This is a genomic window from Pseudomonas sp. NBRC 100443 (assembly GCF_030268185.1).
Classification (GTDB): Bacteria; Pseudomonadota; Gammaproteobacteria; order Pseudomonadales; family Pseudomonadaceae; genus Pseudomonas; species Pseudomonas citronellolis.
Genome location: NZ_BSQE01000017.1, coordinates 93,669 through 106,739 on the forward strand (window position 1 = coordinate 93,669; position 13,071 = coordinate 106,739).

Below are 13,071 nucleotides of genomic sequence, written 5' to 3' on the forward strand. Positions count from 1 at the left end.
GTGCACCGATGCAGGTCCGGTGCGGCTGGCGGAGCTGACGAGCGCTTCGCGGGAAGCGGCTGGAGGAGTCGGAGTGCTGAGGTAGGGCGGCCGGCGCGTTACAAAGCCAGACACTGCGCTTAGACTTGTCCCCGGGTTCGTTTTCCTGGGGCGAGTCCACCAAAACACGGGAGAGAGTTTCATGAAGCTAGTCACAGCCATCATCAAGCCGTTCAAGCTCGACGACGTGCGCGAGTCGCTGTCCGAGATCGGCGTGCAGGGCATCACTGTGACCGAAGTCAAGGGCTTCGGCCGGCAGAAGGGGCACACCGAGCTGTACCGTGGTGCGGAGTACGTCGTCGACTTCCTGCCCAAGGTGAAGATCGACGTGGCCATCGCCGACGACCAGCTGGACCGCGTCATCGAAGCCATCACCAAGGCCGCCAACACCGGCAAGATCGGCGACGGCAAGATTTTCGTCGTGAATCTGGAACAGGCGATCCGCATCCGTACCGGCGAGACCGGTACCGACGCCATCTAAGCCAACCGAACCCCACCGCCCCAGGAGAAACAACAATGACTCTGCGCAAGTTCGCAGGGCTAGGAGCCCTTTTGTCCCTCGCAATGCCTGGCCTGGCCATGGCGGACGAAGCTGCGGCCCCGGTCCTGAACAGTGGCGACACCGCCTGGATGCTGATTTCCAGCGCCCTGGTGCTGATGATGACCATCCCCGGCCTGGCCCTGTTCTACGGCGGCATGGTGCGCGCCAAGAACGTCCTGTCGATCATGATGCAGTGCTTCGCCATCACCGCGCTGATCAGCATCCTGTGGGTCGTCTACGGCTACAGCCTGGCCTTCGACACCGTCGGCATGGAGAAGGGCGTGATCAACTTCGCCTCCTTCGTCGGCGGCTTCGACAAGGCCTTCCTCAGCGGCCTGACCAGCACCGGCCTGACCTCCGCCGCCGCGCTGTTCCCGGAAAGCGTCTTCGTGATGTTCCAGATGACCTTCGCGATCATCACCCCGGCGCTGATCGTCGGCGCCTTCGCCGAGCGCATGAAGTTCTCCGCGCTGCTGATCTTCACCGGCCTGTGGTTCACCCTGGTCTACGCCCCCATCGCGCACATGGTCTGGAGCGGCGACGGCGGCCTGCTGTGGGACTGGGGCGTGCTGGACTTCGCCGGCGGCACCGTGGTGCACATCAACGCCGGTGTGGCCGGTCTGGTGGCCTGCCTGGTGATGGGCAAGCGCAAGGGCTACCCGACCGCCGCCATGGCCCCGCACAACCTGGGCTACACCCTGGTCGGCGCGGCCCTGCTGTGGATCGGCTGGTTCGGCTTCAACGCCGGTTCCGCCGCCGCCGCCAACGGCACCGCCGGCATGGCCATGCTGGTGACCCAGATCGCCACCGCCGCCGCGGCCCTGGGCTGGATGTTCGCCGAGTGGATCACCCACGGCAAGCCGAGCGCCCTGGGCATCGCTTCGGGCGTGGTCGCCGGCCTCGTGGCCGTCACCCCGGCCGCCGGCACCTGCGGCCCGATGGGCGCCATCATCCTCGGCCTGGCCGCCGGCGTGATCTGCTTCTTCGCCGCCACCACCCTCAAGCGCGCCATCGGCTACGACGACTCCCTGGACGCCTTTGGCGTGCATGCCGTCGGCGGCATCGTCGGCGCCCTGCTGACCGGCGTGTTCGCCGCGCCCGCCCTGGGTGGCTTCGGCACCGTCACCGACATCGGCGCCCAGTTGTTCATCCAGTTCAAGGGCGTGGCCTTCACCATCGTCTACACCGGGATCGTCAGCTTCGTGATCCTCAAGGTGCTGGACCTGGTCATCGGCCTGCGCGTCACCGAAGAAGAAGAAACCGTGGGCCTGGACCTGGCCCTGCACAACGAGCGCGGCTACAACCTGTAAGGTTCACGCGAGTTCGACGAAGGGCGCCTACGGGCGCCCTTTGTTTTTTTCTGCGCTTCGCTAGAATGCGCCCGCATCGGTAGCCAATCGGAGGCCTCGCCATGTGGCAGCAGACCCTGATCACCCTGCGCCCGCGGTCGCGCGGTTTCCACCTGGTCACCGACGAGGTGCTGGCGGCATTGCCGGACCTGGCGCGCTGCCGGGTCGGCCTGCTGCACCTGCTGTTGCAGCACACCTCGGCGTCATTGACGCTGAACGAGAATGCCGACCCCTCGGTACGGCGGGACTTCGAGCGATTCTTCAATCGCCTGGTGCCGCAGGACGAGGGTGGCTACGAGCACGATTACGAAGGGCCGGACGACTTGCCCGCGCACTTCAAGGCCAGCCTGCTGGGCTGCCAGCTGACCCTGCCGGTCAGTGCCGGGCGCCTGGCGCTGGGCACCTGGCAGGGCATCTACCTGGGCGAACACCGCGATCACGGCGGGCCGCGCAAGGTGCTGGCGACCCTGCAGGGCGAAGCTCTGTGAATTTTTTCCGGCAGCGTTCGTCAAAGCGCGCGGCTGGGCTATAACTAACCTGCTTTGCAGCACCACGAGGTTGAGCGATGAGCGACGAAGAACTTGAACAAGACGAGCTGGAAGGTGCCGACGAGGACGACGGCGAAGAGCTGGCCGCGGCTGACGATGGCGACGCCGATGGCGAAGCCGACGAGGCCCCGGTTTCCTCTGGTGGCGGCAAGAAAGCCAAGGCAGCCGTAGAGGAAGAGGAACTGCCCTCGGTGGAGGCCAAGCAGAAGGAGCGCGACGCCCTGGCCAGGGCCATGGAAGAGTTCCTCTCCCGTGGCGGCAAGGTCCAGGAGATCGAGCCCAACGTGGTCGCCGATCCGCCGAAGAAGCCGGACAGCAAATACGGCAGCCGCCCCATCTAAGGGCGACGTCGTGAAAAGGCCCGCCCTCCCCGGAAGGGGAGCGGCGGGCTTTTTCTTTGTGACGGCCCGTGGGCGCAGTGCTCTTCGTAGGATGGGTTGAGCCTTGCGAAACCCATGCGGTCGGGGTGATGGGTATCGCTTCGCTCAACGCCATCCTACGGGTCTTGTGTTTGTCGGAGGGCGTAGGAGCGGATCTCATCCGCGATCCGCGCCGATACCTCCGGCTATCGCGGACAAGGTCCGCTCCTACGCTGCCCCAGCCGCGCCGCTCCCCTGTAGGAGCGCGCCCTGCGCGCGAATCGCGGGCAGGGCCCGCAGTTGGGAAATCGCGGTGTTCCCCCCTGTAGGACTCCGTCCGCGATGCGGCGGATAACGCCGTAGGCGTTATGCGCCCTACGATTAACCATCGGCGCTCCCACGAGGAGCATTTCGATTACAGCCGCGCCAGCACCCCGGGCAGCTCCGCGAGGCTGTGGATGATCGCGCTGGGCGCTTCCTCGCCCTCCCAGGCCTTGCGCGCCGGGTTGAACCAGATGGCCTGCAGGCCGGCGCGACGGGCGCCGGCGATATCGTCGCTGGGGTGGTCTCCGATGTGCACCGCCTGCTGCGGCTCAACGCCGGCGCGCTTGAGCGCTTCCCGGAAGGGCTTCGGATCGGGCTTGCCGATGCCCAGCTCCTCGGCGCACAGGGCGAACTGGAAGTAGTCGGCCAGCCCCAGGCGGCGCACGTCGGCGTTGCCGTTGGTGAGCACGCCGAGGATGAAGCGGTTGGCCAGGGCCTCCAGGGTCGGGTGCACCTCGGGGAACAGGCTGACCTGGTGGCGCGCATGGAGGAAGACCTGGAAACCGGCCTCGGCCAGGTCCGCCGCTTCCGCCTGTGGATAACCGGCGTCGAGCAGGGCGTGCAGGAGGATGCGCCGGCGCAGCTCGCTCAGGCGGTGCCTGAGCATTGGGTCCTGCTGCATCAGCCGCGCGCGGATCGCCCACAGGTGCTCGATGGGCACCGGGCCCAGTTGCGCGGCGTTCGCCGCCAGCCATTCGCGCAGGGTGGCCTCGGCGCTGTTCATCACCGGGGCGACGTCCCAGAGGGTGTCGTCGAGGTCGAAGGTGACCAGCCGGATGCTCATTCCTCGGCTCCTGTATCGGTATCGCGTTTGACGCGCCTGGCCCGCGGGTGGGCATTGTCGTAGACCTTGGAAAGGTGCTGGAAGTCCAGGTGGGTGTAGATCTGCGTGGTGGCGATGTCGGCGTGGCCGAGCAGTTCCTGCACCGCGCGCAGGTCCTGGGAGGATTCCAGGATATGGCTGGCGAAGGAATGCCGCAGCATGTGCGGGTGCAGGTGCTGGCCCAGCTCGCGCACACCGGCCTGGCGCACCCGCAGCTGCACGGCGCGTGGCGTCAGGCGCTTGCCGCTGTGGCCGACGAACAGCGCGCGGTCGGCCGGGCGGACCATCTCGCGCAGCGGCAGCCAGTCCTCGATGGCCTTGCGCGCGGCGCGCCCCACCGGCAGTTCGCGGACCTTGTTGCCCTTGCCGAGTACCCGCACCAGGCCGGCGGACAGGTCCAGGCCGTCGAGGTCCAGGCCGACCAGCTCGGACAGGCGCAGGCCGGAGGAATAGAACAGCTCCAGCATGGCCTGGTCGCGGCGGGCGATGAAGTCGTCCTCCAGGGCGCCGTCGAGCAGTTGCCCGGCGCGGTCGGCGTCGAGGGTGCGCGGCAGCTTGCGCGCGGCCTTGGGCGCGGCCAGGCCGTCGGCGGGGTTGTGCCGGCAGCGGCCCTCGCGGATCAGGTACTGGTAGAGCCCGCGCACCGCCGAGAGCAGCCGCGCCAGGCTGCGGCTGGCCAGGCCCTGGGCGTGCAGGCGGGCGACCTGCGCGCGCAGCTCGCGCACCTGCAGGTCGGCCCAATCGGCGATGCCGTTGTTCTCGCACAGCGCGACGACCTTGAGCAGGTCGCGCCGGTAGCCGGCGAGGGTATGCGCGGACACCTGGCGCTCGCTGCGCAGGTGTTCGAGGAAGGCATCGAGGTCAGCTACAAGCTTCAAGCTTCAAGCTCCAAGTGAAAAGCCCGGCTTCCACCGCGTTGCCTTGCTTGCGGCTTGCAACTCGAGGCTTGCCGCTGCCTGGCTAGCGTACCGACCGCAGCGGCGTGGAGAAGCGCGGCAGGACGCGGGCCAGGACCTCGGCCACGTAGCCGAGGAACAGGGTGCCGAGGGAGCTCTTGTAGTGCTGCGGATCCGGGCTGCCGATGGCGAGCACGCCGTGCAGGCCCTGGAAGGTCAGCGAGACCACTGCCGCCGAGCCGACGCCGTCGCGTTCGGTTTCGCCGAACAGGAAGGCCAGCTCATGGGGGCGCAGCACGCCGCATACGGTCTTGCCGCCGGAAAGCAGCCCGCCGATGGCCTGGTGCGCCTCGGCGCTGCTCACCGAGCGGCCCACCGGCAGGTTGTTGTCGCTGAACAGGATCAGGCTGACGTAGGGCACCTGGAACTCGTGGCGCAGGCTGTCTTCCACGGTGCTGACCACGTCCTCCAGGCTGGTGGCGTCGAGCAGATCGAGCACCAGGCGGCGGGTCTTGTCGAACAGCCGGTCGTTGTCGCGGGCCACGTCCATCAGCTGCGCCAGGCGATGGCGCATCTCGATGTTGCGCTCGCGCAGCAGGCGCACCTGGCGTTCCACCAGCGAGACGGCGTTGCCACTCTCGTGGGGGATGCGCATCTCCGGGATCAGCTCGTCGTGCTCGACGAAGAATTCGGGATGCTCGCGCAGGTACTCGGCGACCTGTTCGGCATCCAGCGGCGGGCGGTGTTCCGGGCTGTTCTCGGTCATGGGCGTCTCGGCTTGGCGTCTCGGGTTACAGGCGGACCTGGCCTTCGTACACCCGCACGGCGGGCCCGGTCATCATAACCGGCTGGCCGGGGCCTGCCCACTCGATGTTCAGGCGGCCGCCCGGCAGGTCGATCTGCACCGGCGAGCGCAGCCAGCCCTGGCGGATGCCGGCCACCGCGGCGGCGCAGGCGCCGGTGCCGCAGGCCAGGGTCTCGCCGACGCCGCGCTCCCACACGCGCAGGCGCGCATGGTTGGCGTCGAGCACCTGGAGGAAGCCGATGTTGGCCTTGGCCGGGAAGCGCGGGTGCACTTCCAGTTTCGGGCCGAGGGTGCGCACCGGGGCGCTGTCGACGTCGTCCACCCGCAGCACGCCATGGGGGTTGCCCATGGAGACGGCGGCCAGCTCGACGGTCTGCCCGTCGACTTCCACGGCGTAGCTGGTGGCTTCGGCGTCGGCGACGAAGGGCACCTGTTCCGGCGCCAGGCGCGGCGCGCCCATGTCCACGGTGACCTGGCCGTCGTTGGCGACGCTGAGCTCGATGATGCCGCCCTTGGTCTCGACGCGGATGGTCTTCTTCATGGTCAGGCGCTTGTCCAGCACGAAGCGGGCGAAGCAGCGCGCGCCGTTGCCGCACTGTTCCACTTCGCTGCCGTCGGCGTTGAAGATGCGGTAGCGGAAGTCGACCTCGGGGCTGCCCGGCGGCTCGACGATCAGCAACTGGTCGAAGCCGACGCCGGTGTTGCGGTCGCCCCAGCTCTTGACGTGGCGGGGCAGCACGTGGGCGTGCTGGCTGACCAGGTCGAGGACCATGAAGTCATTGCCCAGCCCGTGCATCTTGGTGAAGCGCAGTAGCATGGTTTCGGCCTCACTCCGGCAGCAGGCTTTCGCCGGCGTAAAGCTCCTGGACGGTCTCGCGGCGGCGCACCTCGAAGGCCCGCTCGCCATCCACCAGCACCTCGGCGGCGCGGCCGCGGGTGTTGTAGTTGGAACTCATGACGAAACCATAGGCGCCGGCCGAGCGGATCGCCAGCAGGTCGCCTTCTTCCAGGGCCAGCTCGCGGCCCTTGGCGAGGAAGTCGCCGGTCTCGCAGATGGGGCCGACCAGGTCGTAGGTACGTTTCTGGCCCGCGCGCGCGACGACCGGGGTGACCTCCATCCAGGCCTGGTACAGCGCCGGGCGGATCAGGTCGTTCATCGCCGCGTCGATGATGGCGAAGTCCTTGTGCGCGGTGTGCTTGAGGTACTCCACGCAGGTCAGCAGCAGGCCGGCGTTGGCCACGATGTAGCGGCCCGGCTCGAACACCAGGGTCAGCTGGCGGCTGCCCAGGCGCTCGCGGATGGCGCGGATGTAGTCGCTGGCCGGCGGCGGGGTTTCGTCGCGGTAGCGCACGCCGAGGCCGCCGCCCAGGTCCAGGTGGCGGATCAGGATGCCGCGCGCGGCCAGGCGGTCGACCAGCGCCAGCAGGCGGTCGAGGGCATCGAGGAAGGGCTCCAGCTGGGTCAGCTGCGAGCCGATGTGGCAGTCCACGCCTTTCACTTCCAGGTTCGGCAGCTCGGCGGCGCGGGCGTAGATGGCCTCGGCCTCGTCGATGTCGATGCCGAACTTGTTCTCTTTCAGCCCGGTGGAGATGTAGGGGTGGGTCTGGGCGTCCACGTCCGGGTTCACCCGCAGCGACACCGGCGCCTTCACACCCAGTTCCGCGGCCACTTCCTGCAGGCGTTCCAGCTCCACGGCGGATTCGACGTTGAAGCAGTGCACGCCCACTTGCAGGGCGCGGCGCATGTCGTCGCGGCTCTTGCCGACGCCGGAGAACACCACCTTGGCCGGGTCGCCGCCGGCGGCCAGCACACGTTCCAGCTCGCCGCGCGAGACGATGTCGAAGCCCGAGCCCAGGCGCGCCAGGACGTTCAGCACGGCCAGGTTGGAGTTGGCCTTGACCGCGAAGCAGACCAGGTGCGGCAGGCCTTGCAGGGCGTCGGTATAGGAACGGAACTGCTGCTCGATGTGAGCGCGCGAGTAGACGTAGGTGGGCGTGCCGAAGCGCTCGGCCAGCGCCGACAACGCCACGCCTTCCGCGAACAGTTGCCCGTCACGGACGTTGAATGCCTCCATGTGCTGCTCCCTTACAGACCGTAGCGGTCCTTGCTGTGCTTGCTTTGGGCTTGCTGGTCGTCCGGCAGGTACAGCGGGCCTTTCTGGCCGCAGCCGGCGAGCGCGGCGCTGAGCACGGCGAGCGCGACGAAGGGAAGAAGCAGTCGCTTCATGGCGGAATCCTTGTGATCAAAGCGTAATTGGACCGGAGTATACCGGCCCCCCGGCGCCTTGCCTATGCAAGCGGACTCCCGCCCGGCGGGGCTTCCAAAGGGGCTGGCGGGGGCCGCTCGCAGCAACGCGGTTTGCGATCAGCCCCCGCCAGCCCCTAGGATCTGACAGAAAAAACGGAGGATCCATGCAAGCCCCCGTCCCACTCGCCGGTTCCATTTCCATCGCCTACGTGCAGGGCCTGGTGGACCACCTCGAGCGTCGCGGCGTCGCGCCGCAGCGGCTGCTGGCCGGCGTCCAGCTCGAGCCGTCGATCCTCGACCAGCGCGAGGCGCGCATCGCCGCCAGCGTCTATGTCGACCTGCTGGAGCTGGGCCTGGCGCTGAGCGGCGACGCCGACCTCGGCCTGCACCTGGGCGAGGCCGTGCGCCCCGGCCACTTCGGCGTGCTCGGCTACCTGCTGATGAGCTGCGCGACCCTCGGCGACGCCCTGCACCGCCAGGCGCGCTACGCCGAGCTGGTGGGCAGCCTGGGCCGCGTCGAGCTGGCCGACGAGCCGCCGCGCGCCGGCCACGAGCCGCTGGTGCGGCACAGCTGGGAGCCTTTGCTGCCACGCCAGCAGCGCCAACTGGCGGAAGAGACCCTGGCCTGCTGGCTACGCTTCGGCCACTGGATCAGCGGCCTGGAGCAGGCGCCGGTGGAAGTGCGCTTCCGCCACCCGGCGCCGGCCGACACCACCGAGCACCGGCGCATCTTCCGCTGCCCGGTGCTGTTCGGCCAGGCGGACAACGCCCTGGTCTTCCCCCGGCGCCTGCTGGCGCTGCCCCTGGGCCAGGCCGACAGCCAGATCCAGCGCACCCTCGACGCCTACGCCGGGCGCCTGCTGGAGAGCATCCGCCGCGGCGAGGGCGTGCTCGAACGGGCCCGCCAGTGCCTGGCCGAGCGCCTGCCGGAGCAGGCCGTGGACCTGGAGGCCCTGGCTGGCGAGCTGGCCCTGAGCCCGCGCACCCTGCAGCGCCGCCTGCGCGACAGCGGCCTGTCGTTCAGCCGCCTGGTGGACGAGACGCGCCAGCAACTGGTGCTGCACCACCTGCGCGACCCGGCGCTGGAGCTGGCCGACGTCGCCAGCCTGGTCGGCTTCAGCGAGACCGGCTCGCTGGCGCGGGCCTTCCGCCGCTGGACGGGGCAGAGTCTCGGGCAATACCGGCGTACACTGCAGCCTTTGGCAGATTCCTGAGGACAATGCATGAGCAGCATGAGCGAAGCCCGTTTCCACGACCTCGTCGACGAGGTGCAGACCACGGTGGAAGACGCCTTCGATGACAGTGACCTGGATGTGGACCTGGAGAATTCCGGCGGCGTGCTGACCGTGCGCTTCGAGAACGGCAGCCAGCTGATCCTCAGCCGCCAGCCGGCGCTGCGCCAGCTGTGGGTGGCGGCGCGCTCCGGCGGTTTCCACTTCGACTACGACGAGTCCGGCAGCCTGTGGTTGAGCGACAGCACCCGCGAGCCGCTGGGCGCGCTGCTCAACCGGGCGACCCTCGAGCAGGCGGGCGAGGATGTCGAGTTCCCCGGCCTCTGAAGCGCCGGTCCCCTCGCCCTGCTGCCGGCGCTGCTGCCTGGACGAGGGTGACGTCTGCCTGGGCTGCGGGCGCAGCCTGGCGGAGATTCTCGAATGGAACGAGGCCGACGGCGCGCGCCGGCGGCAGATAGTCGAGGCCGCCCTGGCACGCCGCAAGCCGCTGTGGCCGGGCCCCTGACCGGGTGGTCTTGCTTATTCGCGGTACTGTGTTAGTGTCCGCTGAAAACCCCGCCTTGGGCGGGGTTTTTCTTTTTTCGATCCACTGCCAAGGAGTCTGCCGGCCATCATGACCACCGCACCGTCCATCACCGTTACCCGTCTCGACCTGCAACGTCTGGAGCGCTTGCTCGACAGCCTGGAAGAGTACGGCCCCGCCGCCGAAGCGCTGGAAGCCGAGCTGTCCCGCGCCAACGTGGTCGGCCACGACGAGGTGCCGCCGGGCGTGGTGACCATGAACTCCACCGTGCGCTGCCGCGAGGAAAGCAGCGGCAAGGAGTACCTGCTGACCCTGGTCTACCCGGAGGACGCCGGCGGCGAAGGCAAGGTGTCCATCCTCGCGCCGGTGGGCACCGCGCTGCTGGGCCTGACCGTCGGCCAGAGCATCGACTGGCCGGCCCCGGGCGGCAAGACCCTCAAGCTGAGCCTGCTGGACATCACTTATCAGCCAGAAGCCGCCGGCGACTACAACCGCTGAACGCCCGTCACGATCTGCTGCGCACCGTCCGGACCGGGTTCAGGCCTCGGCCAGGGCCTGGTTCAGCGCGCTCTCCAGGCGCTGCTTGTAGCGCAGGTAATGGATGCTCTGCAGCGCCGATTCGGCGGCCACCGCCGACAGGTCCAGGTCGGTGATGTAGCAGGGATAGCGCTCCTGCCCACGGCGCTGGGCGAGGATGTGCCGGGCCACGGCCTGGAACAGCCCGGCGCCGTACTCCAGTTCGGAAAACTCGCGGTGGTTGCAGTACAGGGTGATGCGCGAACGCTGCCCGGCCCCCGGCTCGACGATCGCCTGGACGTTGTAGTAGGGGCGCTCCTGCGCACTCGGCGGCACGCTGCGGCGTTCCACCCGGCGGGCCCGTCCGCGGCCGGCCGGTAGCAATTCGTAATAAATGATTTCCTGTACCGGCTGCGCCTCGCCCAGCGGCAGCTGCGCGCTGCGCCGGTAGAGCATGGCCTGGAGGAAACGCTGCAGCGGCACCAGCAGCGTCTGCTCGTCGTCGCAGGCCTGGCGGCCGTGCCACAGGGAGTTGCGTTCGTCCAGCAGGTAGAGCGTGGCCTGGCCTTCGTCCAGGCGGTAGAACACCTGCAGGCAGCCGGGGCGGCCGAGCGGCAGCAGCAGCGCCAGGTCCTCGCCTTCCAGGGCGTGGCGGTCCAGGTGTAGCGGGCTGTAGGCGCCCTGGCGTTCGCCCAGGTGTTCGAGCAGGGCCGGCAGGTCGGCCAGGCTCTGGTGGCTGACCTGGCCCGGCTGCAGGCGCAGCAGGTGGTACTGCTGGCGGATCTGCAGCAGGTAGCGCCCGCCGTTGCCGCTGGCCAGTTGGGCGTAGGCGTCCTGGAACAGTTCCTCGACGCGCTGGGCGATGGCCGCCGCGCGGTTGCGGCAGAAGCAGCGCACCAGCAGGCGCGGCGGCGCGGCGTCGGCGGGCAGGGCGTTGAGGTAGTCGCGCAGGCAGTCGAGCAGCGCGCTGGGGCCGGCGTAGCGGCTGACCAGCAGTTCGTTCCAGCTGTTCAGGGTGACCTGGTCGAGGCTCAGCACCAGGTTGTCGCGCATGCCGGAGTAGCCCAGCGAATCGGTGCGCCCGCTGGTCATGTGCAGGTTGGCCTGGCTGTGCTGGCGCAGCGGGTCGAGGCCGACGTTCACCAGGATCAGCACGCTGGCCGGGGCGCTGGGGCGCAGCAGGGCGCTTTCGGCCACTTCCTCCAGGGGCATGGGCATGGCCTGCTGCAGGCCGAGCAGCAGGTTGCCCAGCTCGTGTTCGCTCAGGTCGCTGTCGCCGGGCTGCAGCGACAACCGGGTGCCGCCATCGATCACGCCGTTGCGGTGGCTCCAGGCCAGCAGCTCGATCAGCTCGCGGGCGCGCTTGAGCGGCGCGTAGTCGGCCAGCTCGGCGCCGGTCAGGTTGCCCGGGAACAGCGCCCAGGAACCGCCCTCGGCGGCGTTGCCGGCGGGCAGGCGGGCGAGGGTGAGGAGGTCTTCGCCCAGGTCCGGGGCGATGCCCGGGTTGATGTGCTCGACCTTGCCGGCCTTGCGTTCGAAGGCGGCGTACAGGCGCCGGCCGAGCACGCCCAGGTCGCGCGGGTCGATGTCGCTGGCGGCCTGCTGCTGGCGGGCGAAGCGCGAGAGGAAGCGGTAGCTGTAGGTCAGCTCGTTGACCAGGGCGCGGCGCTCCAGGGTGACCTGGCGCACCTTCCACTGGCTGCGCGAGTCGAGCAGGCCGAGCACGCGCCCGTCCCAGCCCCAGGCGCCGGTCAGGCGCTCCATCAGCAGGCGCTGCCAGCTCTTGCGGCCCTGCTGCGGGCGGCGGCTGAGTTTCTTGCCGACCTTCAGGTACAGGCAGCGGCGCACCAGCTCCAGGCGCTCCTGCTCGCCGCGCGCGATCAGGTATTGCTCCAGGCGCCGGTAAAGCAGGATGTACGGGTCCAGCTCGTCCAGTTCCAGGCGCCCGGCGTAGACCTCGGCCTTGAAGCGCAGGGCCAGGCAGGCGACCTGCGGGTGCTCGCTGGCGTAGACCTCGCTGAGCAGCAGCTTGAGCACCGCCTTGTAGGGCGAGGTGATGCCCTTGAACAACTGCCACATGCCCGAGCCGACGAACTCGCCGGGCGGGATGTGCGCCAGGTGGCCGAGGTCGAGGACTTCCTCGTGGCGGATGAAGCGCTTGCTCAGCAGTTGCTCGACGTAGTCGCGATAGCGGCCTTCCTCGTATTCCGGCACCAGCCACCACAGCGGCGTGCGCCCGCCGAGCCAGATGGCGGTGCGGTAGAACTCGTCGAGCAGCAGGTAGTGCTGGCTGGTGCCGCAGTCGTCGGAGGTCAGCCGGGCGTTGCGCGCGCCGCTGACGAAGCCGCGCGGGTCGATGAGGAAGCAGTGCACCTCGGCGCCCTGGCTCGCGGCCCAGTGCTCCAGCAGCTCGCACTTGCGCTGCAGCTCGGCCACCGCGCCGGGCGCGAGCCCCGGGGCGTGGCAGACCCACAGGTCGAGGTCGCTCCGCTCCTCCTGGGCCACCGTGCCCAGGCTGCCCATCAGGAACAGCCCGTGGATCGGCAGGTCGACCTCGCCGCGGCGCGGCTTGTAGCTGAACGAGCGGGTCAGGCGCTGGGCCTCGGCCAGCAGCTCGTCGTCGGGAACGAAGCCGCACAGCCCCGCCGGGGTGGCGCCGGAGACGTAGCCGGGGAGCAGCGGGTGGTTGACGTCCAGCAGCAGCGGCAGCAGGCGTAGCACCAGTTGCTGGCGGCTCGACAGCGCGGCCGTGGCGCGCTCCAGGCGCCCCTGGTTGATCGCCAGGAAGCGCTTGCGCAGGCGCGCCAGGACCTTGCGGTCGATGCCGTCGTCGATGTCCGGACGAATCTCGTGGGTGAAGGTCATGGC

15 protein-coding genes are annotated in these 13,071 nt (G+C 69.2%); 8 read left to right on the forward strand and 7 right to left on the reverse strand.

Going from position 1 to position 13,071, the window contains the following annotated elements; genetic code table 11:
• The first annotated feature begins 181 nt into the window (after positions 1-181).
• From glnK to sutA, 4 genes are all read left to right on the forward strand, one after another.
• Positions 182-520 (forward strand): P-II family nitrogen regulator, encoded by a 339-nt coding sequence (gene glnK, locus QSJ95_RS21485; RefSeq protein ID WP_003457590.1) that lies wholly within the window; start codon positions 182-184, stop codon positions 518-520.
• A 35-nt stretch (positions 521-555) separates the two neighbouring features.
• Positions 556-1,890, forward strand: coding sequence for an ammonium transporter (locus QSJ95_RS21490; RefSeq protein ID WP_009614064.1), 1,335 nt, complete (start codon positions 556-558; stop codon positions 1,888-1,890).
• Between the two features lie 101 nt (positions 1,891-1,991).
• Positions 1,992-2,417, forward strand: coding sequence for a secondary thiamine-phosphate synthase enzyme YjbQ (locus QSJ95_RS21495; RefSeq protein WP_043268164.1), 426 nt, complete (start codon positions 1,992-1,994; stop codon positions 2,415-2,417).
• Positions 2,418-2,494: 77 nt separating this feature from the next.
• Complete coding sequence (gene sutA, locus QSJ95_RS21500) at positions 2,495-2,818, forward strand: transcriptional regulator SutA (RefSeq protein WP_061563090.1); 324 nt, start codon at positions 2,495-2,497, stop codon at positions 2,816-2,818.
• A gap of 433 nt (positions 2,819-3,251) precedes the next feature.
• Here the strand turns inward: sutA and QSJ95_RS21505 are convergent, their stop codons facing one another.
• From QSJ95_RS21505 to lptM, 6 genes are all read right to left on the reverse strand, one after another.
• A complete protein-coding gene (locus QSJ95_RS21505) occupies positions 3,252-3,944 on the reverse strand; it encodes an HAD family hydrolase (protein ID WP_009614061.1) in 693 nt (230 codons plus the stop codon).
• Positions 3,941-4,861: a tyrosine recombinase XerC gene (gene xerC, locus QSJ95_RS21510; protein WP_285645192.1), complete on the reverse strand. Its 921-nt coding sequence runs from the start codon at positions 4,859-4,861 to the stop codon at positions 3,941-3,943. Before xerC ends, QSJ95_RS21505 begins: the two co-directional genes overlap by 4 nt.
• 82 nt (positions 4,862-4,943) lie before the next feature.
• Entirely contained in the window at positions 4,944-5,645 is a 702-nt protein-coding gene (locus QSJ95_RS21515; protein ID WP_009614058.1) for a DUF484 family protein, read from the reverse strand.
• 25 nt (positions 5,646-5,670) lie between these two features.
• Positions 5,671-6,501, reverse strand: coding sequence for a diaminopimelate epimerase (gene dapF, locus QSJ95_RS21520; RefSeq protein WP_061563087.1), 831 nt, complete (start codon positions 6,499-6,501; stop codon positions 5,671-5,673).
• A gap of 10 nt (positions 6,502-6,511) precedes the next feature.
• Positions 6,512-7,759, reverse strand: a complete 1,248-nt coding sequence (lysA, locus tag QSJ95_RS21525) for a diaminopimelate decarboxylase (RefSeq protein WP_285645195.1) — start codon at positions 7,757-7,759, stop codon at positions 6,512-6,514.
• 11 nt (positions 7,760-7,770) lie between these two features.
• The gene (gene lptM, locus QSJ95_RS21530; protein WP_009614052.1) at positions 7,771-7,911 is read right to left on the reverse strand and encodes an LPS translocon maturation chaperone LptM; all 141 of its coding nucleotides are present in this window, start codon (positions 7,909-7,911) and stop codon (positions 7,771-7,773) included.
• Between the two features lie 185 nt (positions 7,912-8,096).
• Between lptM and QSJ95_RS21535 the strand changes: the two genes are divergently transcribed.
• From QSJ95_RS21535 to rnk, 4 genes are all read left to right on the forward strand, one after another.
• Complete coding sequence (locus QSJ95_RS21535) at positions 8,097-9,146, forward strand: AraC family transcriptional regulator (protein WP_009614050.1); 1,050 nt, start codon at positions 8,097-8,099, stop codon at positions 9,144-9,146.
• A 9-nt stretch (positions 9,147-9,155) separates the two neighbouring features.
• Positions 9,156-9,491 (forward strand): iron donor protein CyaY, encoded by a 336-nt coding sequence (gene cyaY, locus QSJ95_RS21540; protein ID WP_009614048.1) that lies wholly within the window; start codon positions 9,156-9,158, stop codon positions 9,489-9,491.
• A complete protein-coding gene (locus tag QSJ95_RS21545) occupies positions 9,469-9,669 on the forward strand; it encodes a DUF1289 domain-containing protein (RefSeq protein ID WP_009614046.1) in 201 nt (66 codons plus the stop codon). The genes cyaY and QSJ95_RS21545 overlap by 23 nt, the downstream gene beginning before the upstream one ends.
• Before the next feature lie 108 nt (positions 9,670-9,777).
• Positions 9,778-10,185 (forward strand): nucleoside diphosphate kinase regulator, encoded by a 408-nt coding sequence (gene rnk / locus QSJ95_RS21550; RefSeq protein ID WP_009614044.1) that lies wholly within the window; start codon positions 9,778-9,780, stop codon positions 10,183-10,185.
• Between the two features lie 39 nt (positions 10,186-10,224).
• On the opposite strand, the gene QSJ95_RS21555 is transcribed toward rnk, so the two are convergent.
• Positions 10,225-13,068: a class I adenylate cyclase gene (locus QSJ95_RS21555; RefSeq protein ID WP_285645200.1), complete on the reverse strand. Its 2,844-nt coding sequence runs from the start codon at positions 13,066-13,068 to the stop codon at positions 10,225-10,227.
• Positions 13,069-13,071: the final 3 nt, after the last annotated feature.